This window comes from Bacteroidota bacterium, from assembly GCA_016713765.1.
In the GTDB taxonomy this organism is placed as follows: domain Bacteria; phylum Bacteroidota; class Bacteroidia; order AKYH767-A; family 2013-40CM-41-45; genus Pollutiaquabacter; species Pollutiaquabacter aromativorans.
The window spans coordinates 715,636-741,493 of record JADJON010000003.1; the positions used below are offsets into that span (position 1 = coordinate 715,636).

Consider the following 25,858-nt stretch of genomic DNA (forward strand, 5'->3'; position numbering starts at 1 on the left):
TAAACGTTGGTTTCAAAGGATCATGGCCGCTCCGACCGTTTCGTTCGTGTGTTCGTCGATCAGGATCAGGCTACCTGTCAACCGGTTCCGACGATAACTGTCGTACGAAAGCGGCACCGTGGTCCGCAGTTGTACCCGACCGATATCATTCATGCCAAATGTCCGCTCCTGTTCCAGCCGCCGCAAGGTCGTGATGTCGATCTTATACCGGATGTCTTTTACGATACACCGTGCTTCCCGAGTAGTGTGCATCAACACATACCGTCCGCCGGCCTGCATCGGTCGTTCGTGCAGCCAACAGAGCATTACATCGAGATCCTGGCCGCTCTGCGGAACGTTATTCTCCCGAACGATCATATCACCCCGGCTGATGTCGATATCATCTTCCAGCCGGATACTGACCGACATCGGGGCAAAGGCTTCCTGCACCTGCCCTTCGTAGGTATCGATTGATGCAATTCTGGAAGTGAATCCGGACGGTAAGACCATCACACGGTCTCCTTCCCGGAAAACACCAGCCGCCAACCGACCGGCATAACCCCGGTAGTCATGAAAATCATCCTGCTGAGGTCGGATGACATATTGAACCGGGAACCGGCAATCGACATGGTTGATATCTCCGCTGATGTGGACGTTTTCCAAATGATACAGGAGCGTGGAACCTTCGTACCAGGGCATCCTGTTCGATCGTTCCACGACATTATCGCCTTTCAAAGCACTGATGGGAACAAATTGCACGTCCTGAATATCGAGCCGCGAAGAAAAATCGCGAAAAGCCTCTACGATGCGGTCGTAGGTCTCCTGGTTGTAGTCGACCAGGTCCATCTTATTGACACATACGATCATGTGCGGAATGCGCAACAGCGAGGCTATGAATGCGTGGCGGCAGGTTTGTTCCAATATTCCTTTCCGCGCGTCGATCAGGATGAGGGCAAGATTGGCGGTGGACGCACCGGTGACCATGTTCCGGGTATACTGCCGGTGCCCCGGGGTATCCGCGATGATGAACTTCCGCTTAGCGGTGGCGAAATAACGATACGCCACGTCGATGGTGATCCCCTGCTCGCGCTCCGCTTTTAACCCGTCGGTAAAAAGCGACAGGTCCACATAATCGAATCCTCGCTGTTTGCTGGTTGATTCGATCGCAGCCAGTTGATCGTCGAAGATGTTTCTGGTGTCCAGTAACAATCGGCCAATGAGCGTACTCTTTCCGTCATCTACACTGCCTGCAGTCGTAAACCGCAACAACTCCGATTCGCCTCGATTAGCCATAGCTGAAGACTGAACTTACTGATTAAAAATAACCCGCCCGCTTACGATCCTCCATAGCCGACTCGGAACGCTGGTCATCAATGCGTGTACCACGTTCCGTCAGCCGGGAGGCGGAGATCTCGTCAATGATCTCGCGCACACTGTTGGCGCCTGAGACCACCGCGCCCGTGCAACTCATATCCCCGACGGTCCGGAACCGCACTTCCTGTTCTTCGATCTTTTCCTCCGGGCTGAGTGGAATAAAATCCGCCCAGGCATAGATGTTCCCGCTTCGTTGGAAGACTTTACGACGATGACTGAAATAGATGGACGGAACCGACAATTGCTCACGCTCGATGTACATCCAGATATCCAACTCCGTCCAGTTACTCAGCGGGAAGACCCTGAAATGCTCCCCGGGAAGATGCCTGCCATTGTACAGATTCCACAATTCCGGTCGCTGGTTCTTGGGATCCCATTGCCCGAATTCATCGCGGTGGGAAAAAAAACGCTCCTTAGCCCGCGCCTTCTCCTCGTCCCGTCTGGCCCCTCCGATGGCAGCGTCGATCCGCATCTCCTGTATGGCATCGAGCAAGGTGACCGTTTGCAGCACATTCCGGCTGGCATTCAAACCCTTCTCTTCCACTGCTCGTCCGCGGTCAATCGAATCCTGAACATATCGCACTTCCAATTGAAACTGCATGTCCCTCGCCCATTTGTCACGGAAGGAGATCGTCTCTGGAAAATTGTGTCCGGTATCTATGTGCAAGAGCGAAAACGGGACCCGTGCAGGAAAAAAAGCCTTTCGTGCCAGATAGGACGCCACAATGGAATCCTTACCCCCACTGAAGAGCAGAACCGCCCGGGAAAACTGCGCGGCCGTTTCCCGAAGCACGCCGATGCTCTCCGCTTCCAGTTCCTGGAGGTGACTTAATTTATAACTGAACATACCAGCGTCGACGACAGGTTATCCCGGTAAAGATAAGGCTTCCTGAGCAGTCCGGCATTTCGAAATTGGATCCGTCTCTTTCCGACCAAGCTCGTCACCGCAACCTCAAACGGTCTTTGTGATGATCGGTATCAGGTAACGTAATAATTGATCAGCCGATTCTCCCGGCGATTGCTGTCCGGTTGGAACCCGGAGCTCAGGATGCAAGGGTTCCTCGTAAGGAGAATCGATTCCGGTCATGTCGGATATCGTTCCTTCCCGCGCCTTTCTGTATAACCCCTTCGGGTCACGTTGTTCACAAATTGCAAGGCCCGCATCCAGGTAAATCTCTGAAAACGCACCAGCGGGAAACAACTGCCGAACCTGGTCACGATCACGCCGAAACGGAGAAACGAATGTCGTGATGACTACCAGCCCGGATTCCCACAGCAACCGACAAACCGCTCCCGCACGGCGAATATTCTCTGTTCGGTCAGCAGGGCTGAATCCAAGGTCCTTACAGAGCCCCCCGCGTAAATGGTCGCCATCCAGGATGAAGGTCTTGAAGCCGGCAGCATATAGTGCCTGCTCTACCCGATCCGCCAAGGTGGATTTACCCGAACCGCTAAGGCCTGTAAGCCAAAACACGTGGGCGCGCTGTTGCAACAGTTTTTCCCGTTGCTCCCGCTCAATACGGAAAGCGAATGGATGCAGGTCGCTCATCAAACTTCCGCCAGCGCTTTATTGACCGATCGGATGCCAGGTCGTCTTCACTTCCTGTAAGTCCATGATCCGGTAAGGGCCTTGGGCCGTTTCAGCGGTCCAATCGCCATGATAGAAGAATGGCCGCTTCACATTGAGGGCCGCATGCTCCTGAATGGTCTTTCTGAATCCGGCATCGTCGCCGCAATACACAACAGCGTTCACGTCCATGTGATTGGAAAAATGCGCCACAAGCTCCGCCACTTGCCCGGTCAGGATGTTGACTACACCTCCCGGAAGGTCGGAGGTATGCAACACTTCGGAGAAAGTGATCGCTGTCAGCGGATGCGCTTCGGAACTCAGCACGATCACGGTATTGCCACCTACGATCGCAGGTGCGATAACCGAAACAAGTCCGAGCAGCCCATGTGCCGCGGGGGCGATCATGCTGACAACACCGGTCGGTTCCGGCATCGAAAAATTGAAATGGGACGATTCCACCGGATTCACCGCGCTGAAGACCTGCTGGTACTTATCACTCCAGCCGGCATAATAGATCAACCGGTCCACCGCCGCGGAAACTTCCGCGCCGGCAGCGGCAGGACTGAGCCCTTCCGTTCCCAACTCCTCGATGAATTGTGCACGCCGGCCTTCCAGCATCTCGGCGATGCGGTACAAGATCTGTCCTTTATTGTACGCTGAACGCGCCGCCCATCCGGGTTGCGCCTTGCGCGCGGCAACGACGGCGTCGCGAAAATCCTTCCGGGAAGCTCGACAGATGTTGGCGATGGCCTTTCCCGAGGCGTCCGTGAAAATATCGTAGCGTCCGGATTCTGTCCGAGGGAATTTCCCGTCGATGTAGAGTTTATAGGTTTTCATCACCCCGATGCGTCCCGCTCCGGCAGCCTGCCCGTTGCCGACAGCCTGCTGACCAGTCAGGGTGGAAGATTTCTCGTTTGCCATTGTTTCGATTCTTAACTACTGTTAGCGGATCAGGCGTTGATCTTTACATAAGGATGCAAGCCGTGCAGGCCTCCTTCACGGCCCATGCCGCTTTCTTTGTAACCGCCGAATGGCGAGGTGGGATCGAATTTATTGTAGGTATTCGCCCACACCACCCCGGCACGCAATTGACCGGTGATCTTGAAGATGCGTGAACCTTTGTCTGTCCAAACACCACCACTCAATCCATACGGAATGTTGTTGGCTTTCTCAATGACTTCTTCAATGGTTCGGAAAGTCTGCACAGCGAGCACAGGACCGAAGATCTCTTCTTGCACGATTCGAGATGACTGCGACACATCGGTGAACAAGGCAGGACGGCACCAATAGCCCTTTGACGGAACCGCGCAGGAAGATTGATACAGGGTGCCGCCTTCGTTCACTCCGATCTTGAGGAACTGACGGATCTTTTCCAGCTGGGGTTTGGAGTTGATGGCACCTATGTCGGTATTCTTATCCAGCGGATCGCCGACAACCAGCGTCTCCATGCGATCCTTTAGTTTACGGATCACCTTGTCGGCAACGGATTCCTGCACGAACAGGCGCGACCCGGCGCAACAGACGTGACCCTGGTTGAAGAAGATCCCGTTGATGATCCCTTCCACCGCCTGATCGATCGCGGCATCCTCGAAGATGATATTGGCCGCTTTGCCGCCCAACTCCAGCGTATATTTCTTATCGGTCCCGGCCAACGCGCGCTGGATGATCTTACCGACATCGGTCGAACCCGTGAAGGCCACTTTATCGACTCCCGGATGATTGACGATGGCCGCGCCGGTAGCTCCGGCACCGGTGATAATATTGACAACGCCGGGGGGAAGGTCAGCCTCCTGTATGATTTCAGCCAGTTTCAGGGCGGTTAGCGGCGTGGTCTCTGCCGGCTTGATCACTACCGTATTTCCGGCGGCAAGCGCAGGCGCGATCTTCCAGGCCGCCATCAGGAGCGGGAAGTTCCACGGAATGATTTGACCGGCAACTCCCAGGGAGCCCGCACGAGCGCCCGGCATCGCGTAATCCAGCTTATCCGCCCAGCCGGCGTAATAGAAAAAGTGCGCAGCCGCTAATGGAACATCGATATCGCGTGATTCACGGATCGGTTTACCGCCGTCCATACTCTCAATCACCGCCAGTTCCCTTGCACGCTCCTGCATGATGCGCGCGATGCGAAAGATGTACTTACCCCGCTCGCGCGCCGGGAGCTTGCTCCAAACCTGCTCGTAGGATTTCCTGGCGGCCTTTACGGCAATATCCACATCTTCCGTTCCCGCTTCAGCGACGGAAGCTAATTTTGCTTCCGTGGCCGGGTTGATCGTATCAAAATACTTCCCGCTCTTCGGGGCAACGAATTTTCCGTTTATGAAGAGATCGTACTGCTTTTGCAGGCGGATATGATCCTTGCTTTCCGGCGCGGCGGCATAATCCCATCCTCCGTTGAACTTCAGACCTGCGATTGGTTTTTTCTTTGCCATCTGTTGAATGCCTGTGAACGGTTGCGGCCAGGCTGCCGTTCCCCTGATTAGTCTTTGGAAAAATAATCGATGCTCTGATACACGCCAGTCTGCTCTTTCAGAATCTGCATGAGCAGATCGTTGGCCAGAGCGCTTGCTCCGAAACGGAACAGATCGGCGTTCAACCAATCCTGTCCAAGCGTTTCACGCACCATGACCAGGTATTGCAAGGCCAGCTTGGACGTGGCGATTCCACCTGCCGGCTTCATCCCGATCTTCACTCCCGTGTTGTAATAGTGGTCGCGAATGGCTTCCAGCATGACCAGTGTAACCGGCAAGGTGGCGGCCGGCTGGATCTTACCCGTACTGGTCTTGATAAAATCCGCTCCGGCCTGAATGGCGAGATCACTCGCCCGGCGCACGTTGTCCAAGGTGCTCAACTCGCCCGTTTCCAGGATCACCTTCAGGTGAGCCTTTCCACAGGCTTCCTTTACCGCAGCGATCTCATCGAATACAAAACCGTATTCACCACGGAGGAAATGTCCGCGCGAAATGACCATGTCGATCTCATCCGCACCTTCGTCGACTGCCCAACGGGTCTCTTCGAGTTTCACTTTACGGGTAGACATTCCACTGGGGAACGCTGTGGCTACCGCGGCAACTTTGACCTTCGAGCCCTGTAGCGTCTCTTTCGCGACTCGTACGAGGTTGGGATAGACACAAACAGCGGCAACGGAGGGTATGCCAGGAACCGCATCGTGCGGATGCATCGCCTTGATACACAGTTGACGGACCTTTCCAGGCGTATCCCGGGCTTCCAGGGTCGTCAGGTCAAGCATGCTCATGGCAATCTTGAGTGCCGACAACTTCGACTCTTTCTTGATACTCCGTTTGCCCAGCCGGGAGATCCGCTCTTCCACGCCAACCTGATCGACGGGCGGACTGTCCCATGCTCCGAATACGGCAGCACGACGTTCTTCTCTCATCATGAAAAGTTATTCCTACGAAGGTAGGAAATTACGGGAAAAATGAAGGAATGGGAAAGACCTCTCTGGCTATTGCAAAAGCCGACTGATCAGAATGCGAAATAGAAGCCGCCTTGAAGAACAGCATTGTACTGGCCGCGGTCCCAATAGTTGTAATTGTAGGATCCTTCAAATGTCCTGACCGGCGTGATCGAATGATTGTACCGGATATTGAAGAGTACCTTTTCGCCTAAGGGATAATCCATTCCCAGTATCCAGGACAATTCGTACTTACGGAAAGGGGGTGTTCCCAGGATCTCCCCGAGTTCATTGTCCTCCTGTGAGAATAACATCGATCCATACGTCGCTCCGGCCTCAAATGTCCATTTCTTGCCCGGTTTGACACGCAACAACACCGGCACCTCAGCGTAATGCAACCGCATCCGGTAGTAGGTATTGTCGTCCTTGTTGAGTGGTTTCCGGCTTCCTTTCTGAATGAACTGGATTTCCAGTTGCAATGCCACCTGTTCACTCAGATCCCGTCGCACGAACATGCCGGCCGCGAATCCTGCTTTATCGAATCCCGACAGACGATCACCTGAAACCTGGGAAGCACATAGCACCGCCTTGATTCCTGCTCTGAAATCCTGCGCGTTAACGGACAGGTTACAGGAGAGCAGGAACAACGTGATCCCGGCGATACAACATGCATTTCTCATTCGATGAGGGCGCGCTCGGCTACTTGCAGGACTTCGTAGGTATCGGCATTATAAATAAAGGCGATCGCATAGCAGTGAGCGGCGACCTGCCCCGCAGGCAATGTTGCGCTATAACCGCGCAGCACTTTGTCGCCGGCAGCGACAGTCCCTTCGTAGATCTTTTCACCGAACTCCGAGTTCAGGGAACTGCGCAAGACGTGACGATGCAGGAAACTGGGATCGTATTCCGGCGTACGGGGAGGATACCAGACCTGCCAGTCGACAAGACTATCCTCTGTGATGACAACCTGCAATTTATAGGTGGCATTCAGCGCGGCGACATTCTCCGATTGCACCGCAACTTTCACTTCGCGGGAAGCGTCCACGAATTCCGTTTGGATACGCAACCGGAACGGCGTGCTCTCCAGCAATCTGTTCTCGATCAAGCCCCGCCATTGGTTCGGGAACTTCACCTGCTGGTTGGTCGGATACCCGATCCGGTCAACGAGTCCGTTCGGGTTACCGGCATTGGAATTTCCAAACTTGGTGTCCCAGGCATCGCCAACGGCTGTACGAAAATCAGTCTCCAGGGCACCGGCGGGTTGACTTCCGGAACAGGCCAATCCCTGCGGACAAGGATCAGCAAAGAATCCCGCATGCACCGCCATGGCCACCAGGCGATCGCCGAACAACGGTTTGAGGGTGTCGTTCAGTTTGAGTCCGGCATACGGGCAATTGCCACATAGGATGCCGGTGTAATCTTCTATGAGCACATGCTTTTCAGGTGTGGTGTTGTCTGCCGGAAACTCAAGGGTGTCTCCGTTGATGACCACCGCATCATCGCTCAGGTAAGTCACACCGACAGCCGTTTGCTCGCGGTAAGGGGCATCGATTTTGTCGCATGCGCTGAGACTGATCAGGGCCAACAACAGAACTCCACAGGAAGCGGATAAGAGGAAACGATAGTTCTTCATGCGTCAGAAGCTACTGGTAACAGATAAGGTAAAACCATTGGCGGCGGGCACATTCCGGCAGACACCGCCCACGCACAGGATACCCGGGCGTTGGCGTCCGTACCCGACTACCACACGATTGGAACCGCGTGTATAACCGAATTGCCCGGTGATGTAATGAAAGCGTTCGTTGGAATCGTCGTTGCCGTAATTCCACTGGTCAAATGCCGCCACAAACCAATGCGGTGCCACGGTATATTCCGCTAACAGCACAGCCCAGCTCTTCGTATTCTGTTCGGTGTACATGTGCTGGAGCTCTGTCCGGAAATTCTTCTTCGGACTGATACGGTAAAAGACTTCGGCGATCCCGATGTGGCTGTAAATATGGCCGAAGCCGGTTCGCCCTTCGATGACATCGCGGTTGTAATTTTGATAGAGGTAGGTGAGCACCAGTCGGACTTCCTTGCTAAGCTTCCGGTTCAATTCGATGTTGAAGTCTTCAAAATAGACTTCCTTACCCAACGCAAAAAAATCCGATGTATAGCCAAGATCCGCCTGCTCAGGATCGGTGATCGCCTTCTTTTCGATGGATTGAGCGCGGGAATAATTAAGGTTGATGTCCGTGCCGTACTTACCCCCAAGGCCACCGGGCTTCAGCTTGTAGAACAATTCTCCCTGGAAACCAAATTCACCGTTCGGCTGGGTGGCGTAAGGATAAAACGCGGCCATCAGGTAGGTATGGTTTTTCGTCAGGGCGGGAAGATAGTTGACGAGTAAACTGTTCACCGTGGCATAGCGGTCGCTTCGGAACGACATGTTGTCGATGCGCTTGGCACCCAGGACGAATCCGAATCCTTTCTTCGTATAGGACGCATTCAACAAAAGCGCCTGACCTTCCTTAAAGATGAAGCCGTTGCTGGCGGAAGGGTCATTGGCTTTATAGGCATACTCGGCACTGGCCGACCATCCGCCATTCGTAAATGAAACGCGTCCGGAACCCGAACCGACATTCTCCGGCAAGCGGAATGTGGGATCCTCATCCGACTGATACTTGCTAACGTAATTGCCGCCAATGATCCACTGGGTTTTTGCTGCGGCTCGCGACTCGAAGGATTCGTTCACCACCCACTCTACATCACCACCACGCACGATGCCCTGGCCCAAATTGAAAAAGTCGCGTTGCTTACCGATCACTCCTTTGAAATAGACGCCCTTCGCAGGATTATACATGAAACGAAATCCGTCGATGGCGTTGTCGTAGCCCAGTCCCCGCTCCTCATAGGCACGAAGCAGGATGCCGCTACCGAACTGTTCGTAGAAGGTGCCGGCGGTGATATCCAGTTCATTGTTCTTGTAACGGAGGAACCGGTACGGAATACCGCTTCCTTTGTAGCGTTTGTCGAAACCGAGAATCGGGTTCTGATACGATTCATAACGCAGGCCGGCCGAAAAATTGTCTTTCTCGTAGGTAAAGTTGGCGAAACCGTTGAACAACATCTGCTCCGGTACGTCCGGTGCACCGATCAGGCTGTCCTCAAAATAATACTGCGCGTCCAACTGAACATTACCGTGAATAGGCAGGTTGGGTAACCCCTGGGCTTTGCTCGCGCCGGCCAGGGCGAACAAACCCAACAGACATAGAATACGCTTCACTGGAGGTGGATTAGGTGTGGAATGGTCAGCCCGAAGGTACCGTATACAAGTTTATGGAAAAAGGCCGGCGGCAGGATGGTTCGAAATACGGCAATAAAAAAAGCCGCGGTTGCGGCTTTTCAAACGAGCTGGATAGCCCGGTCACTTCTTTTCGTCGAGGGGCTGGCCAGCGGCCACTTTCTTGACAACTTCATACAATTCCAACTCATTCCCTTCGGCAAAACCGACGTGTTGCCAAACGATCTCTCCCTTTCCGTTCAGGACAAATGTGTGCGGCGGCATGTTCACGTTCAATGCCCGGGCGAGATCCTTGTTGGGGTCGACGTAATTCTCATAGTTCCATCCACGGCCATTCACGAATGGCGCCACGCGCGTCATGGTACGCTGATCATCCATGGAAACGGCGATCAGTTTCACACCGGTTTCCTTTTGCCAGTCGGCGTACAGATCATGAATGGTCGTCAACTCCTCGATGCACGGCTTACACCAGGTTGCCCAGAAATCGATGATGATGGGCTTCCCGTCGTTTGCGATCGTTTCGGTATTCACCGTCTCACCACTGAGGGTCTTGACATTGACTTTGGGCAATGGCCGAACGGTGGCCGGCTGGTCCTGCGCAAAACCGGTAAAAGCGGTCAAGAACAGAAGGACAACTACTAGGCTTTTTTTCATTTTTTCGATCCGATAAGTGATAGAGGCCGGATGGCAATTTTTTCAATTTCTGGAGCCCTCCAGCAAATTCCAGTCCGAAATAAGGCAAACGCGGTCGGATTCCCTATGCCGGTTTATCACAGATTTGTTAAAAAGCTGGAATTCAAAGCGAAATCAGCCCAATGCCGTTGGATTTTTCCCAAAATTTTACTTGCTTTGGTGAACTGCTATAAAAGCTAACCAACCAAACACCAACTGCGAAATGAAAAAACTGTTACTAAGTCTTGTCGCGTTGTTTGCCCTCGGTACCGCCACTGTGAACGCACAGATGGCCGCCGGTAACATCGCACCCGATTTCACCGGTACCGATATCAACGGTAACACCTGGAACCTGTATTCCCTGCTCGATCAGGGTAAGACCGTTTACATCGACGTATCCGCCACCTGGTGCGGCCCTTGCTGGAATTACCACAACGGTCATGCGCTGGAAGACCTCTATGCTGCGCACGGCCCGACCGGTACCACATCACAGGATGTAATGGTCTTCTTCGTTGAAGGGGACGCTTCTACCACCCTGGCCGACCTGCAAGGAACCGGCGGTAATACCCAGGGCGACTGGGTGACCGGCACTCCTTATCCGATCATTGACGACGCCACCATCGGTGACGCACTTCAGATCAGCTACTTCCCGACGATCTACATCATTTGCCCGGATCGTATCATCAAGGAAGTCGGACAGTTGACCGCTACCGCTTTGTATGCGCAACGTAACTCGAACTGCTCCTTCGCAACCTCAACCGACGATGCCGGCATCACGAACTCCTTCACCGCACTCAACGGAACCCTGGCGACCTGCGACGTGGTTGACCTCGACTACCGCCTGTGCAACTACGGTACTTCCCCGCTGACCAGCGCCACGATCGATCTCACCGTGAATGGAACGGTTCAACAGTCTTACAACTGGACCGGTAGTCTGAACACCTACAACTCCGAAGTGCTGACCTTCTCTGGTGTAACCGGAACCCCGGGCACCACCAATGCGATCACCTTCACCGTTTCGAACCCGAACGGAAATACCGACGGCAACTCGGCCAACAACTCCCGCAACGCATCCTTCATTACTTACCCGCTTGTCGGCGGCCCGGCTGTGAACGAAGCGTATGCAGCAACGGCGTTCCCTCCTTCAGGCTGGTACCTGCTCAACGGTGGCAGCTCGCCTACATGGACCCGCAGCACCGCAGGCCTCAACGGCGCAGGTTCGGCGAAGATGGACTTTTACAACTCGCCCAGCGGTGACCAGGACATTCTGCAACTTCCGGCCATGGACCTCAGCGGCCTCAGCGACGCTGTCCTGACGTTCGACCTTGCACATGCCCTTTACGGATCGTCCAACGACAACCTGAAGATCAAGATCAGCACCAACTGCGGTACCACCTGGACCACCCTCTACAACAAGACCGGCGCTGCCCTTTCTACGACCGCGGCCAGCACTGCCGCCTTCACGCCTTCGAATGCCGCTCAGTGGCGTAACGAAATCGTGAGCCTGAGCAACTACATCGGCAACGACAACGTGTTCATCAAGTTCGAAGCCAACTCGAACTACGGTAACAACGCCTATGTCGACAATGTGAACGTCTCCTTCAACACCGCCGTTGGTACAGTGACCAAGACCATCTCTTTCGAAGTTTACCCGAACCCGGCTTCCAGCGTGGCTTCGGTCGACTTCACGCTCGACAGCAAGGACGATGTGACCGTGGAGGTATTCTCCAAGGTGGGCACGCTTGTTTACAGCAACACTGCCGCCAGCCTGAACGCCGGCGACCACTCCTTCAGCATTCCGGTAGAAGGCTTCGCGAAAGGCCTTTACATGGTGAACATCCGCACCTCCGCCGGCTCCGTGATGAAGAAGCTCGTAGTGGAATAATTCTTGCTTAGATCAACGGAGCCGGATATCCGGCTCCGTTGATTTCTTAAAAACACTACCCCGAATGAAAAAACTGCTACTTCTCGCCTCCTGTTTCCTGCTGATCACCGGAATTTCCGGAACTCGGGCACAATCACTGCAGATCACTGCCGATGAGTTGGACCTGACCGGGCCTGCGAATCTGACCATGACATCGCACATCGCGATCTCCAATATTGGCAGCGGAACAGTCTCGCTTGTTATCGAGCGAATCACGAATGACCTGGCGACCGGCCACTCTTCTTATTTCTGCTGGGGCGCGTTGTGCTACCCTCCTACTACCAACGTTTCTCAGCAATTCATGGTCAACCCGGGTGAAGGGGACACCATGAAGGCCTACCTGAACCCCACCGGAGATGTCGGCACCAGTCACGTGACCTATCGTGTGTACGATGCCGACAATCCAACCGACAGCGCTTCCTTCACGATTACGTACAATGCCACGACCGTTGGCGTAGAAGAATTGTCGCTCGACAAGATGCTGTCTCCAGCCACACCCAATCCGGCCGACCAGTATACGCGCCTGAACTACAACGTCAATTCACTGAACAGTAAGATCGTCATCACGAATCTGCTGGGCGGAGTTGTACGCGAGATCCCGTTGACCGACAAGAAGAACACCCTCTTGATGCCGACCAGCGACCTGCGTGCGGGCATCTACCTGTATTCCCTCATCGTTGACAATCGAACGATCGGTTCGCGTAAACTGATTGTAACCCATCGTTAACCTTCTGGAATTCCTGGTTAAAAGCCGGCACCAACAGTGCCGGCTTTTTTTATGCTCCAACCGCGGCCGACGGTTTAGGTTGGGATGGATAGTCGGGATTGATACCTTTGCTGGTTCCCACTGAAACCGAAGGGAAATATGCCAAGCAAAAAACTCAACCAGGAAGCGTTGGATTACCACGCGATGGGACGCCCGGGAAAGATCGAAGTAATCCCGAGCAAACCCTACAGCACCCAACGCGACCTCTCCCTCGCCTATTCGCCCGGAGTAGCAGAACCGTGCCTGCGCATCGCCGATCAACCCGAGGATGTATACAAGTACACCGCCAAAGGAAACCTGGTCGCGGTGATCTCTAATGGCACGGCTGTGCTGGGTCTCGGAAACATCAGACCCGAAGCAGCCAAGCCGGTCATGGAAGGAAAAGGGCTGCTCTTTAAGATATTCGCCGACATCGATGTCTTCGATATCGAGATCAACGAGACCGACATCGACCGTTTTGTTCAAACGGTAAAGGCCATTGCACCGACCTTTGGTGGCATCAACCTCGAAGACATCAAAGCGCCTGAATGCTTCGCGATTGAACAGCGTCTGAAAAAAGAGCTGAACATCCCGATCATGCACGATGACCAGCATGGCACCGCCATCATTTCCGGCGCCGCGCTGTTGAACGCACTCGAACTGGCCAGAAAAAAGATCGAGGATATCCGGATCGTGGTGAGCGGTGCCGGCGCCTCCGCGATCTCCTGCGCCAAACTTTACCTCTCACTCGGGGCCCGGAAGGAGAACATCATCATGTTCGATTCCACCGGCGCAATTCACAGCGATCGCACCGATCTCGACGAGAATAAAATATTCTTCGCCAACAAGACTTCGGTACGCACCCTCGATGAAGCCATGAAAGGAGCGGACGTCTTTTTGGGGCTGTCCAAGGGTAACATCGTCAGCCAGGACATGGTCCGTTCCATGGCGAAGAATGCGATCGTCTTTGCACTGGCCAATCCGGATCCGGAGATCACCTATCCGGAAGCACTTGCGGCACGGGAAGATATCATCATCGCCACCGGAAGATCCGATTATCCGAACCAGGTGAACAACGTTCTCGGATTCCCTTACATCTTCCGCGGCGCACTGGATGTCAGGGCCACCCAGATCAACGAAGCGATGAAACTCGCTGCTGTACGCGCCATCGCGGAGCTCGCCAAAGATCCGGTTCCGGAGATCGTTAACCTGGCTTACAACCAGAAGAATATCGTGTTCGGCAAGGATTACATCATTCCAAAACCGCTGGACCCCCGTCTCATCACGACCGTTGCACCGGCTGTCGCTCGCGCAGCCATCGAAAGCGGTGTCGCGCAGGCGCCGATCGCGAACTGGAACCACTATGTCGAGAACCTGCAGAAACGACTGGGGCTCGACAACAAGCTGATCCGCGTCGTTACCAGTAAGGCCCGCCAGAATCCCCAGCGCGTGGTCTTCGCGGAAGCCGACAACTACAAGATCCTCAAAGCCGCTCAGATCGTACGCGATGAAGGGATCGCCAAGCCCATCCTCCTTGGCAACCAGGAGCGCATCCGTGCCTTGCTGGAAGAGAATAAGCTGGACTTGGGCGACACGCCGATCATTGACCCGCGCCGGGAGGAAGAGAAGCGTCACGAATTCGGTGAGATCTTTTTCCGCAAACGCAAGCGCCGCGGCTTCACGCTGTATGAGGCGAAGAAGATCATGAACGAGCGCAACTACTACGGCGCCATGATGGTGGAGACCGGCGAAGCGGACGCGCTCATTTCGGGTCTCACGCGAAAATACAGTGACACGATCCGTCCGGCCTTGCAGATCATCGGCACCCAGGAGGACGTGAAAAAGGTAGCTGGCATGTACATCATGATGACCAAGAAGGGTCCGTTCTTCTTTGCCGATACCACCATCAACGTGGATCCCACGGCGGAAGACCTGGCAGAGATCACGGTCCTCACAGCCTGGGCAGTCCAGCAGTTCAACGTCAAGCCGCGGATCGCCTTACTTTCCTTCTCCAACTTCGGCGCGCACGACGACCCGCATGCGAAGAAAGTGCGTGACGCGGTGGCGATCCTTCATCAGAAATATCCCGGTATGCTCGTCGATGGCGAGATGCAGGCCAATTTCGCCCTGAATCCCCATCTGCTTTCCGACAATTTCCCGTTCTGCGAATTCGCGGATCAGGGTGCCAATACGCTCATCTTCCCAAGCCTAGATGCCGGCAATATCGCCTATAAGCTCCTGCAGGAAATGGGCGGCGCTGAAGCCATCGGCCCGGTCCTGCTCGGCATGAAGAAACCCGTTCACATCCTCCAGTTGGGAAGTTCTGTACGCGAAATCGTGAACATGGTCACCATTGCCGTGGTCGATGCGCAATCGAGAAAGTCGACCCGCTGAGTAACCGCATCCGCTGAAAGCTCCGTCGTCAAGCACCGACGGAGCTTTTCATTTTCAGCACAGGTTCTCCGCCACGATTGCACAAGCAATAAAGCTACCTTCGTGACGTTGATTCATTGAACGATCCACACTTGCCATGATGCGTCTGCTTTCTGTTTTCGGATTACTGTTGTTGATGGTAATTCCATCTTCCCATGCACAAGAAATGTGGGGCATCAGCAACAGCAACTACGCCGGGAATATGGGAATATTCCTCAACCCGTCGACGATCGTACACGCCCCTTATCGGTATGAGCTTAATCTGATCGCATTCGATGCATTCGCGGAGAATAATTATTTCTTTTCACCGCGTGACCGGCATTTCGTTCCCCGGACGCTATTCGGAGGCGACGTAAAGGAACGGGCCTTTCTCCCGGAAACCGCAGCCGGTTACTACGACGGGTTTTCGCACTTGCTGGTCATCGGCCCCTCGTACATCCGCAACCACGGCGACCATGCCTGGGGAATCCATACAGCCCTGCGGGCTTCTGCCAGTGCGCAGAACTTTCCGGAGCCGCTCGCCCGTTTGCTCTACGAACGTTACGGCTACGCGCCCTATGCCGGCCGGAAGTTCGAATCGGAGAAAACACTGCGCAGCGACATAGTCTCCTGGTATGAACTGGGAGGTACGTATGGCCGTGTCGTATTCGATAGTGAAAAGCACATGCTGAAATGGGCGGTAAGCGGCAACCTGTTGATCGGCACCAACGCTTTGCACCTGCAAGCTGATCCGATAGCGTATTCCGTTGCGGATACCGGTACGGTCATCGCCACCGATCTCGACGCACGGCTTCGTTATGCGCTCGATCCCGAAGGTTCGACGCTGGGCAATCTCCTCGCCCCACGCGGCGCCGGACTTGGTACAACGATCGGCGTCACTTATTTCAAGCCCTTTTATCGTGGCGGCTTTGATTGTAACCGAAGCAATGACCGGGTAAAAAAATACAAGTACCGGATCGGAGCATCCCTTATCGATATCGGACACATCCGCTGGTTCCGACAGACAACCCAGGTCGACATCAACGCGCAGGGTAACAGAGCCTGGACCCAACTGGATTCGTTGCGGTTTTCCTCCATGCAGGCGGTACAAAACAGTGCCGTGAACGCCCTGGGGGGTACGATTTCCGATGCTGGTTTCGGTTCCTGGTTACCGACCGCCCTGAGTGTTCAAGCGGATTATTCCATCCTGCCAACCGTGTACGCCAATCTGAGTTGGGTGAACCGGATACGATTCGCTCCCAACCAGGCCGTACGCGGAAATCAGGTAACGCTTTCAGCGCGGTATGAAACACGCAACTTCGAAGCGAACATCAACTCGAATCTTTACGAGTACGAACGCATTCACCTCGGCCTCGGCTTGCGCTATCGTTTTCTGGTTATCGGGACCGATCGCTTACCGGAACTCCTGGGCCTCAACAATACCCGAAGTTTCGATCTGTATTTCGGCTTGAAGTTCCAATCCTGTACACAGCTCTTCAAGCGCAGTGAACCCGACTGTCCCGGTGTCTTCAGTCTGCGCTGAGGTCGGAAACGAATCCGTACTTTGTGGCAACCGCTGTAGAGGGGAACTCTTCTGCCTGGCGAACTTCCGAATCCTACCATGTACCACCACCTGCAGGGCCGACTGATTGAAAAGAATCCCGCGTATATCGTAATCGAATGTGCCGGGGTCGGTTATTTCGTCAATATATCGGTTCACACCTATTCAAAAATAGGTGATAATGAGAACTTTAAGATTCTTACATACCTTCAAATAACCGAAGACCAGCATGCGTTATACGGCTTCGCCGAAGAGGAAGAACGGCGATTGTTCCGGCTTCTGATCACCGTTTCAGGGGTAGGGTGCAATACGGCCAGGATGATGCTGTCGTCCATGAATCCGGGAGAAATCGAGTCCTGTATCCTGCAGGATGATGCCCCCAGGCTCAAAGCGATCAAAGGGATCGGTGAAAAAACCGCTCAACGCATTATTCTGGAATTGAAGAGTAAACTGCGGAAAGACGTCAACGCACCGTCTGTTTCCGTTGCTTCCTTCAAAGTCAAGGATGAGGCGCTGACCGCCCTTCTGACCCTGGGATTTCCACGTGCCAGCGTCGAGAAAACACTCGACAGTCTGGTTCGACAACAACCCGCGGCAGGTGTGGAAGACCTTATTCGGTTGGCCTTGAAAAACCTGTAATTTCAGGCCTTCGAATAGTTGAAAAGCGCTATTTTAGGGGCTGCTAACCACACCACCATTGCGCGACCACAACTTTTATAAGTTGCTGTCGCCCAGATCATTATTTTAACCTTGAAGAATATAAGGCGATACGCTTTCGGCATTGGCACCGCCTTGTCCTTTATCACCTTCGTCTGGGCTGCTGACCGGCCTGCCCGATTCGCGGACTTTAGTGAGAGAACAACTGATACGGAGGAAAGTTTATCTCCCCCTGACAGTGGTGATGGCGACCTGCACTATCCGCTTCAGGACCGCTTTTCCGATCCGTACAATTCTCCGGTCGATCACAATCCACTGCTGCTCGGGGATCCGTCGAACATCAAGACCAATGTCGAGTACGACACGGATGAGAACAAATACATCATCAACGAAAGCATCGGTTCCATGTTCTATCGAAATCCGTCGTACATGGATTTCGACGAGTTCGTAGAACAGGAATTCCGAAAGTCGACCGGCGACTATTTCCGTCAGCGCGCTTCTGAAGAGGACAAACTGAGCAAGAAAGCCTTCGCGCCAAAGATCACGATCAATTCGCAGGTGTTCGACCGCATCTTCGGCGGTAATACCATCGATATCCGCCCGCAAGGTTCGGCCGAACTCAGTTTCGCGCTCAACACGAACCGGAACCAAAACCCCGCCCTTCCCGAGCGACAGCGGAAAGTGACTACGTTCAACTTCAACGAACGGATCCAAATGAACGTGATCGCCAACATCGGCGATAAGATGAAGCTTTCCACCAACTACAACACGGAAGCGACCTTCGACTTCGAGAACCGGATGAAGATCGAGTACACCGGTTACGAGGACGATATCATCAAGAAGATCGAAGCCGGTAACGTTACTTTCCCGATCAATAGCCAGCTGATCCAGGGCTCCCAGAGCCTCTTCGGTATCAAGACCCAGTTGCAGTTCGGACGCTTGATGGTGACCAGCGTGTATTCGCAGCAGCGCGGTCAGGCGCGTACCATCGATGTTCAGGGCGGCGCGCAGACGACCAACTTCGACATCCGCGCCGACCAATACGAATCCAACCGCCACTTCTTCCTCGCCCAGTATTTCCGTAACAATTACGATCGTGCCTTGCGCGACCTGAATCGACTGCAGACCAACATTATCATCACACGGATCGAAGTTTGGGTCACCTCGCGTACGTTCGTCGCCTCCCAGAACCTGCAGAACCGAAACATCGTCGCGTTCGCCGACCTTGGTGAAAACAATCCGGATACGACGCAGTCGTTCATTCCGGATTTTGTACCCGGCTTTGACATCGCCGAACCTTCGGATTCCTCGAACGGTCTGTACCCGACCTTAGGCACCGCCAATCTCACCGCGCTCCGACAAGTCTCGAATTCCTCCTCCATCCTGGACCCGTTGGGGATTCCGTTCAACTTCAGCAGGAACAAGAACTTTGAAACGGTTGAAAACGCCCGACTCCTTCAACCCAACGAATACACCCTGAATTCCCGACTCGGCTACATCTCACTCAACACCACCCTTGAACCCAACCAGGTTCTTGCCGTCGCATTCGAATACACGGCGAACGGTATGGTACACCGGGTGGGTGAACTGACCGCAAACAATACGGGTACGACGGGTACGGAAGCCTTGTTCGTCAAGCTTATCCGCAGCACCAACTTCACCCCGAAGACCTACACCTGGGACCTGATGATGAAGAACGTCTATTCACTCGGCGGCTTCAATATCTCGCAGGAAAAATTCCGACTGGATGTATTGTATCAGGATGATCGCATCGGCGGATTCGTGAACTTCATTTCCGAAGGCTGTTCCGACGTCAAAGGACTTCCGCTGTTGCGCGTCCTGAACCTGGACGACCTTAACCCGAACGGCGACCCGCAACCCGATGGCGTATTCGACTTCGTCGACGGATTGACCATCAACCGGCAAACGGGTCGCATCATCTTCCCCGTCCTCGAACCGTTCGGCAGTTCTTTGCGAGCCAAGTTCTGCGGCGATTCCCTGTTGGCGGATTACTATTGCTACGATCCGCTCTACGATTCGACGAAAGTCGCCGCCCAGCAGATTCCGGAAAAGAACAAGTTCAGTCTGCGTGGTACGTACCAATCCTCTTCGGGCTCGGACATTCCGTTGAACGCCATCAACATTCCGCAAGGATCGGTGAAGGTTACCGCCGGCGGTGTGCCGCTGCGGGAAAACGTGGATTATACGGTCGACTACACGCTCGGTCGGGTGAAGATCATCAACGACGGACTGCTCAAATCGAATACGCCGATCCGGGTGTCGCTCGAAAGCCAGTCGCTATTCAATCTGCAGCAAAAGACCTACATCGGTAACCGATTCGACTACACCTTCAACAAGGACTTCCAGGTAGGCGCAACTGTCCTCCACTTGAACGAGCGTCCGCTCACCCAGAAGGTGAACATCTACGACGAACCGATTTCGAACACCGTTGTTGGTGTCGACGGAACCTATCGGACCGATTCGCGCTTCCTCACCCGCCTGCTGGATAAGCTGCCCTTCTACAACACGAAAGAAACCTCGACGCTGACTTTCAGCGGCGAAGTAGCGAAGCTGTTCCCGGGTCACAACAAGGCCATCGGCCAGAACGGTGTCTCCTATCTCGACGACTTCGAAGGCGCCATCACTCCGCTTGACCTGCGGGTTCCCGGCAACTGGTACCTCGCCAGCGCTCCGCAGGGGCAAGTGCAACCGGGAATGTTCCCGGAAGCGCAATACAACGACAGCCTCGTTTACGGTTACAACCGCGCGAAGGTCGCCTGGTATTATGTCGACCCGCTGTTCCAGCGCGACCAGCCCGGTATTACGCCTGCCGACATCGACGACGACGACCAGAGCAACAACTTTGTACGGGAGATTCCGCAGCGCGAGATCTTCCCGAACGTTTCGCAGCCTACCGGTCCGCAGGTCATCACCTGCATGAACTTAGCCTATTACCCCACCGAACGCGGCCCCTACAATTACGACGTCGACAGTGTCCCGGGGCTTTCCGCTGGTATCGATACCGACGGCCGACTGCGCGACCCTGCTTCACGTTGGGGTGGAATCATGCGTCGTCTGGAAACCACCGACTTCGAAGCGAGCAACATCGAGTTCATCCAGTTCTGGATGATGGATCCCTTCGCAACCGGTACAGAGAACGACGGTTCGGGCGGTGAACTCTATTTCAACCTCGGCAACCTGTCCGAAGACATCCTGCGCGACGGACATAAATCTTTCGAAAACGGTCTGCCCGCTCCGACGAACAACTACACGACGGAGAATTCAGCCTGGGGCCGTTATCCTGTCGTTCAAACGGTCGTCAACGCGTTCGACAACGATCCGGCCAGTCGCGCGTCCCAGGACATCGGCCTCGACGGTCTTACCACGACGGACGAACGGAATTTCTTCCAGACGAGCTACATTGACCGTGTTGCAGCGCGTTACGGAACCGGATCGGTCGCCTACCAGCTCGCGGTGCAGGACCCGTCCAGCGACGACTACGCCTACTTCCTCAACCCGGATTACAGTACCACGAACACAGCGCCGCTCGACCGCTACAAACGATTCAACGGACACGAGGGTAACTCGCCGGCCAATGGAACCATTGACGGTGTCCAATCCACCGCGACCACGCTTCCTGACATGGAAGACGTGAACCGCGATAACAACATGGAGATTGGCGAGAACTACTTCCAGTACAAAGTCCTGCTCAAGCCGGCGAACATGGTGGTAGGTCAGAACTACATCACCGACATGATCGAATCGCCGGTGCGCTACGCGAACAACACCACCGGCACCGTGAAGTGGTACCAGTTCAAGGTTCCAGTACGCAGCCCCGATCAGGTCATCGGAACGGTCGACGTACAGAACATCCGCTTCATCCGGATGTTCATGAAAGGCTTCCAGACACCGGTTGTCGCCCGCTTCGCCCGTCTGGAACTCCTCCGCGGCGAATGGCGCCCCTACATTTATTCGCTGCTCAACACCGGCGAATACGCGCCCACACCGGAAGTTCCCGGAGACACCAAGTTTGATGTCGGCGTCGTCAGCATCGAAGAAAACGGCAGCCGCATTCCGGTCCCGTACGTGCTGCCTCCCGGTATCGATCGGGAGCGGGATGTATCGGCCACGCAGTTGGCTACGATCAACGAAGCCTCGCTCTCCATGCGCGTTTGCGAACTTTCCGACGGCGACGGACGTGCCGCTTATCGTAACACCCAATTCGATCTCCGCTCTTATAAAAAGCTCCGGATGTTCGTTCACGCGGAATCCCGCGGCGCATCCGATGGGTTGCAAAACGGCGACCTGCACATGTTCGTCCGACTCGGAACCGACCTGAGCGACAACTACTACGAATACGATATTCCGCTCGTCGTAACGCCCTGGGGAGCTACCGCGCGTGATCAGGTTTGGCCGGAAGCGAACAACATGGAGATCGAGTTGAACAAGCTCGTGCAGGCAAAACTCGCCCGCAACAACGCGATGCAGGTAAACGGAACGGTAACCCTTCGCACCCCTTTCGCCGTTCAGGATGGTGACCGTACGATCACCATCAAGGGATCTCCGAATCTCAGCAACGTGCGTTCACTGATGATCGGTGTCCGCAACCCGAAAGACCCCTCGGGGACCGGGCCGAAATTGTGCGCGGAAGTCTGGGTGAACGAATTGCGCTTGTCCGACTTCGACGAGAACGGCGGCTGGGCAGCCACCGCACGCATCAATGCGAAGCTGGCCGATCTCGGAAACATGACCATCGTCGGAAACCACAGTGCGGCGGGCTGGGGAAGCATTGAAAAGAAAGTGAGTGAACGCGACCGTCAGGATAAAACCGCTTACGACTTCTCGACCAACATCGAGCTCGGAAAATTCCTGCCGGAAAAATCGGGTGTCAAGGTTCCGATGTACTTCGGTTACTCGGAGCAATTCATCAAGCCCCAATTCAATCCGCTGGACCCCGACGTTCCGCTCAACCAGGCAATCGACGCGATCCCGAACGCCGAAGGACGCGATTCGTTGCGGAAGCAGACGATCGATTATACGCAACGGAAGAGCCTCAACTTCACGAACGTCCGCAAGACCAAGACGGGAGCCGCTCCCAAGACCAGGATCTACGATGTAGAGAACCTGAACTTCACCTACGCCTACACCGAAATCTACCAGCGTAATTACAACATCGCGTATAGTCTGTACAAGACCCATTCCGGCCTGATCGGGTACAACTACAACAAGACCGGTAAACCGATCCAGCCGTTCGAGAAAGTCCCTGGCAAGCTGATCAACTCGAAGTGGATGAAGCCGGTGAAGGAGTTCAACTTCAACCCGCTTCCGTCCAGCCTGACCTTCAGCACCGCCCTGGACCGTACGTATTCGGAAACCCAACTCCGGAACAACAGCGGATTGCTCTTCAGCATCGATCCGTTGTTCATCAAGACCTTCATCATGCAGCGCCGCTATGGCCTGAACTGGGACCTCACCCGTTCGCTGAAACTCGATTTCAACGCCGATGCAAACGCGATCATCGATGAGCCTCCGGGAAAACTCGATACCCGCGAGGAACGGGATTCGGTTCGGACCAACCTGATGCGCCTGGGTCGTCTGCAACGGTACAACCACACCTCGAACCTGACCTACAACCTTCCGTTCAACAAGATCCCGGCGACCGATTGGGTTTCGGGTAATGTGCGCTACGGCGCAACTTACAATTGGCAGACCTCGCCACTGTATCGCGACAGCGTGACCAACGAGATCGTTCCCAACCCGTTCGCCAACACGATCCAGAACTCGCAGACGATCGCGTACAACGCCAACCTGACCTTTACCACGCTGTACAACAAAGTGCCCTTCCTGAAGAAGATCAACCAGGGTGCTCAGCGACCAGCGGCCGACCGACAGCCGAAACCGAAAATCAAGAGCCCGACCGACAGCCTGAACAAGGCTCCGAAGGACAGTCTGCGGGAGAAAAAGTCACCGCTTGAACCGGTGTTCCGCGGATTGGCCAACCTGCTCATGAGCGTCAAGTCGGGTAACATCACCTATACCGAGACCAACGGTACGCTGCTGCCGGGTTTCCGCGGCAAGCCTGATTACCTGGGCATGGACTTCAATTATGCCGGGAACTCGAACGCTCCCGGATGGGGTTTCCTCTTCGGCAGCCAGCGCGACATCCGACCCGACGGGATACGGAACAACTGGTTCACCTTCGATACGACACTCAGTTCGTTCTTTACCCGAACGCAACTGCAGAACCTGACCGCCCGACTGACTGTCGAACCCGTGAAGAGCTTCCGGATCGAACTGACCGGCAACCGCAACTACACACTTAACCGAACCGAAAACTTCCGTTACGGATCGGACGGCCAATTCCGCAGTTACAGTCCGGTGGAGAACGGCAACTTCTCGATCTCGTACCTGACGTGGAATACCCATTTTATCAAGGACGCCAACGACTATTCGAATAAGAACTTCGATGACTTCCGCGCGTATCGTTCCCAGATGTCGGGGCTACTCGCTGCTGAAAACAGCAACTACGTATCCGGCAGCGATACCATTTCCGGTTTCAAGAACGGTTATGGTCCCGCGCAACAGGAGGTGGTCGCCTACGCTTTCCTGGCAGCTTATACCGGTCGGAAGCCATCGGATCGGTTCATTGATCGCTTCCCGAAGATCCCGCGCCCGAACTGGCGTATCACCTACGACGGCTTGTCGAAGCTGAAGTTCTTCCAGAAATTCCTGCAGTCCTTCTCGCTTTCTCACGGCTACCGCTCGATCTACAGCATCAACTCCTTTAACCAGAATCTGCTATACAGCGAGGCCGGCGGAGATCCTTTCAAACGTGATACGGTTGGCAACTTCATCCCGCGCTACGACATGCAACAGATCACGATCGCGGAACAATTGGCGCCGCTGATCGGCATCGACATGACCTGGAAGAACAGCCTGCAGACTCGCTTTGAGATCAAGCGCGACCGCACCCTGACTCTTGCCTTCTCCAACATCCAGGTCACGGAAGTTCGCGGTACGGAGTACACCCTCGGACTGGGCTATAAATTCAAGCGGGTGACGCTTCCGTTCCGGACCGGCAACGGCCGGCAAAAACTCAGCAACGACCTGAATGTGCGTGCGGATTTCAACTGGCGGGAGAATACCACCATCCTGCGCAAGGTGATCGAGAACACGAACCAGCCGAGCGCGGGCAGCACCGTGCTGAGCATGAAGTTCAACGTGGATTATCCCGTCAACGACCGGTTTAACGTTCGGGCCTTTTACGAGTACAGTTCGAACAATCCGTTCGTCTCCTCCACCTTCCCGACCTCGACCACCTTCGCCGGATTCGCGATCCGGTTCACCCTCGCCCAGTAAGGACGGCCGGTCCCGGGCCATCCCGGATTCCGAAAAAGTACGTACGTTTGGGGCCATGAATTTCCCGGACAATCTGAAGTACACCAAGGACCACGAATGGGTCCGCGTAGATGGAAACATCGCCACCATCGGCATTACGGATTTCGCTCAAAGTGAACTGGGCGATATCGTGTATGTAGACATCAATACGGTCGGCGACACACTGGACAAGGAAGCGGTCTTCGGTACCGTTGAAGCCGTGAAGACCGTATCGGATCTTTTCATGCCGGTCAGCGGCAAGGTGCTCGAAATGAATCCCGGCCTGGATGGCAGTCCCGAAAAAGTGAACAAGGATCCTTACGGCGATGGTTGGATGATCCGCGTCGAAATGACCAACGCATCCGAAGCTGCCGGTCTGATGTCCGCAGCCGACTACAAATCCAGCATCGGCGCCTGATCCGGCATGAAGCTGAAAGCCCTTGCGCCCGCGCTGGTGTGGGCTTTCATCGTACTGGTCCTTTGCGGGATCCCGGGCAGCCGACTCCCTGAACTGAGTTTTTGGCAATGGCTTCGGCCCGATAAGATCGTACACCTCGTACTTTTCGGTACGCAGTCGTACCTGTTGCTGGTTGGTTTTACAGGTATCCCTGTCACCAGCCGCTGGCATCAACAGGCCGGCTGGCGCGCGGTCACGATCAGCATCCTTTATGGAGCCCTCCTAGAATGGCTCCAGGCCCACGTTTTCATTCAGCGCTCCGGAGATGTCCGGGATGCGATCGCCAATGCTCTCGGCGCCATCCTGGGCTGGTGGCTCTTTCCAGGTTCCACCAGCGCCTGCTTCGGCGATTGCGGCGGGAGGCCTGATGCCGCGCCATCCGATTGCTTATCTTTAACCTGGTACGCTTACGCATGAACAATGCGGGACTCCAAT

The 25,858-nt window shown here is 54.7% G+C and carries 18 protein-coding genes; 8 read left to right on the forward strand and 10 right to left on the reverse strand.

Annotation, left to right across the window (positions count from 1 at the left end; translation table 11 throughout):
* Positions 1-12: 12 nt before the first annotated feature.
* The 10 genes from cysN to IPJ96_13945 form a co-directional block, all read right to left on the reverse strand.
* A complete protein-coding gene (cysN, locus tag IPJ96_13900; protein MBK7911409.1) occupies positions 13-1,272 on the reverse strand; it encodes a sulfate adenylyltransferase subunit CysN in 1,260 nt (419 codons plus the stop codon).
* 22 nt (positions 1,273-1,294) lie between these two features.
* Entirely contained in the window at positions 1,295-2,200 is a 906-nt protein-coding gene (cysD, locus tag IPJ96_13905; GenBank protein MBK7911410.1) for a sulfate adenylyltransferase subunit CysD, read from the reverse strand.
* Between the two features lie 105 nt (positions 2,201-2,305).
* Positions 2,306-2,902, reverse strand: coding sequence for an adenylyl-sulfate kinase (cysC, locus tag IPJ96_13910; protein ID MBK7911411.1), 597 nt, complete (start codon positions 2,900-2,902; stop codon positions 2,306-2,308).
* 18 nt (positions 2,903-2,920) lie between these two features.
* Positions 2,921-3,844, reverse strand: a complete 924-nt coding sequence (locus tag IPJ96_13915; GenBank protein ID MBK7911412.1) for an aldehyde dehydrogenase family protein — start codon at positions 3,842-3,844, stop codon at positions 2,921-2,923.
* Positions 3,845-3,873: 29 nt separating this feature from the next.
* Entirely contained in the window at positions 3,874-5,352 is a 1,479-nt protein-coding gene (locus IPJ96_13920) for an aldehyde dehydrogenase family protein (protein ID MBK7911413.1), read from the reverse strand.
* A gap of 47 nt (positions 5,353-5,399) precedes the next feature.
* Complete coding sequence (gene deoC / locus IPJ96_13925) at positions 5,400-6,320, reverse strand: deoxyribose-phosphate aldolase (protein MBK7911414.1); 921 nt, start codon at positions 6,318-6,320, stop codon at positions 5,400-5,402.
* An 86-nt stretch (positions 6,321-6,406) separates the two neighbouring features.
* The gene (locus IPJ96_13930) at positions 6,407-7,015 is read right to left on the reverse strand and encodes a PorT family protein (GenBank protein MBK7911415.1); all 609 of its coding nucleotides are present in this window, start codon (positions 7,013-7,015) and stop codon (positions 6,407-6,409) included.
* A complete protein-coding gene (locus IPJ96_13935; protein ID MBK7911416.1) occupies positions 7,012-7,968 on the reverse strand; it encodes an Omp28-related outer membrane protein in 957 nt (318 codons plus the stop codon). The genes IPJ96_13930 and IPJ96_13935 overlap by 4 nt, the downstream gene beginning before the upstream one ends.
* 3 nt (positions 7,969-7,971) lie before the next feature.
* Entirely contained in the window at positions 7,972-9,600 is a 1,629-nt protein-coding gene (locus tag IPJ96_13940) for a hypothetical protein (protein ID MBK7911417.1), read from the reverse strand.
* Positions 9,601-9,741: 141 nt separating this feature from the next.
* Positions 9,742-10,272: a redoxin domain-containing protein gene (locus tag IPJ96_13945; GenBank protein MBK7911418.1), complete on the reverse strand. Its 531-nt coding sequence runs from the start codon at positions 10,270-10,272 to the stop codon at positions 9,742-9,744.
* Positions 10,273-10,513: 241 nt separating this feature from the next.
* Here IPJ96_13945 and IPJ96_13950 point away from each other — a divergent pair, with 241 nt between their 5' ends.
* From IPJ96_13950 to IPJ96_13985, 8 genes are all read left to right on the forward strand, one after another.
* Positions 10,514-12,175 (forward strand): T9SS type A sorting domain-containing protein, encoded by a 1,662-nt coding sequence (locus IPJ96_13950; GenBank protein ID MBK7911419.1) that lies wholly within the window; start codon positions 10,514-10,516, stop codon positions 12,173-12,175.
* Positions 12,176-12,239: 64 nt separating this feature from the next.
* Positions 12,240-12,941 carry a T9SS type A sorting domain-containing protein gene (locus tag IPJ96_13955; GenBank protein MBK7911420.1) on the forward strand — a complete coding sequence of 234 codons (702 nt, stop codon included), beginning with the start codon at positions 12,240-12,242 and terminating at the stop codon, positions 12,939-12,941.
* A 138-nt stretch (positions 12,942-13,079) separates the two neighbouring features.
* Positions 13,080-15,353, forward strand: a complete 2,274-nt coding sequence (locus IPJ96_13960) for an NADP-dependent malic enzyme (protein MBK7911421.1) — start codon at positions 13,080-13,082, stop codon at positions 15,351-15,353.
* A gap of 136 nt (positions 15,354-15,489) precedes the next feature.
* Positions 15,490-16,914 (forward strand): hypothetical protein, encoded by a 1,425-nt coding sequence (locus tag IPJ96_13965; GenBank protein MBK7911422.1) that lies wholly within the window; start codon positions 15,490-15,492, stop codon positions 16,912-16,914.
* A 78-nt stretch (positions 16,915-16,992) separates the two neighbouring features.
* On the forward strand, positions 16,993-17,571 hold the full coding sequence (gene ruvA / locus IPJ96_13970; GenBank protein ID MBK7911423.1) for a Holliday junction branch migration protein RuvA: 579 nt from the start codon (positions 16,993-16,995) through the stop codon (positions 17,569-17,571).
* 111 nt (positions 17,572-17,682) lie between these two features.
* Complete coding sequence (gene sprA / locus IPJ96_13975; protein MBK7911424.1) at positions 17,683-24,948, forward strand: cell surface protein SprA; 7,266 nt, start codon at positions 17,683-17,685, stop codon at positions 24,946-24,948.
* Between the two features lie 55 nt (positions 24,949-25,003).
* Entirely contained in the window at positions 25,004-25,384 is a 381-nt protein-coding gene (gene gcvH, locus IPJ96_13980; GenBank protein ID MBK7911425.1) for a glycine cleavage system protein GcvH, read from the forward strand.
* A gap of 6 nt (positions 25,385-25,390) precedes the next feature.
* Positions 25,391-25,840, forward strand: coding sequence for a VanZ family protein (locus IPJ96_13985; protein MBK7911426.1), 450 nt, complete (start codon positions 25,391-25,393; stop codon positions 25,838-25,840).
* Positions 25,841-25,858: the final 18 nt, after the last annotated feature.

Excerpts from the sequence above, each read along its gene's own strand:
- cysN (MBK7911409.1), bottom strand. The coding sequence starts at position 1,272 with ATGGCTAATCGAGGCGAATCGGAGTTGTTGCGGTTTACGACTGCAGGC.
- ruvA (MBK7911423.1), top strand. The coding sequence starts at position 16,993 with ATGTACCACCACCTGCAGGGCCGACTGATTGAAAAGAATCCCGCGTAT.
- IPJ96_13920 (MBK7911413.1), bottom strand. The coding sequence starts at position 5,352 with ATGGCAAAGAAAAAACCAATCGCAGGTCTGAAGTTCAACGGAGGATGG.
- IPJ96_13985 (MBK7911426.1), top strand. The coding sequence starts at position 25,391 with ATGAAGCTGAAAGCCCTTGCGCCCGCGCTGGTGTGGGCTTTCATCGTA.
- IPJ96_13965 (MBK7911422.1), top strand. The coding sequence starts at position 15,490 with ATGATGCGTCTGCTTTCTGTTTTCGGATTACTGTTGTTGATGGTAATT.
- deoC (MBK7911414.1), bottom strand. The coding sequence starts at position 6,320 with ATGATGAGAGAAGAACGTCGTGCTGCCGTATTCGGAGCATGGGACAGT.
- gcvH (MBK7911425.1), top strand. The coding sequence starts at position 25,004 with ATGAATTTCCCGGACAATCTGAAGTACACCAAGGACCACGAATGGGTC.
- cysD (MBK7911410.1), bottom strand. The coding sequence starts at position 2,200 with ATGTTCAGTTATAAATTAAGTCACCTCCAGGAACTGGAAGCGGAGAGC.
- IPJ96_13960 (MBK7911421.1), top strand. The coding sequence starts at position 13,080 with ATGCCAAGCAAAAAACTCAACCAGGAAGCGTTGGATTACCACGCGATG.
- IPJ96_13930 (MBK7911415.1), bottom strand. The coding sequence starts at position 7,015 with ATGAGAAATGCATGTTGTATCGCCGGGATCACGTTGTTCCTGCTCTCC.
- IPJ96_13935 (MBK7911416.1), bottom strand. The coding sequence starts at position 7,968 with ATGAAGAACTATCGTTTCCTCTTATCCGCTTCCTGTGGAGTTCTGTTG.
- IPJ96_13915 (MBK7911412.1), bottom strand. The coding sequence starts at position 3,844 with ATGGCAAACGAGAAATCTTCCACCCTGACTGGTCAGCAGGCTGTCGGC.
- IPJ96_13955 (MBK7911420.1), top strand. The coding sequence starts at position 12,240 with ATGAAAAAACTGCTACTTCTCGCCTCCTGTTTCCTGCTGATCACCGGA.
- cysC (MBK7911411.1), bottom strand. The coding sequence starts at position 2,902 with ATGAGCGACCTGCATCCATTCGCTTTCCGTATTGAGCGGGAGCAACGG.
- IPJ96_13945 (MBK7911418.1), bottom strand. The coding sequence starts at position 10,272 with ATGAAAAAAAGCCTAGTAGTTGTCCTTCTGTTCTTGACCGCTTTTACC.
- IPJ96_13950 (MBK7911419.1), top strand. The coding sequence starts at position 10,514 with ATGAAAAAACTGTTACTAAGTCTTGTCGCGTTGTTTGCCCTCGGTACC.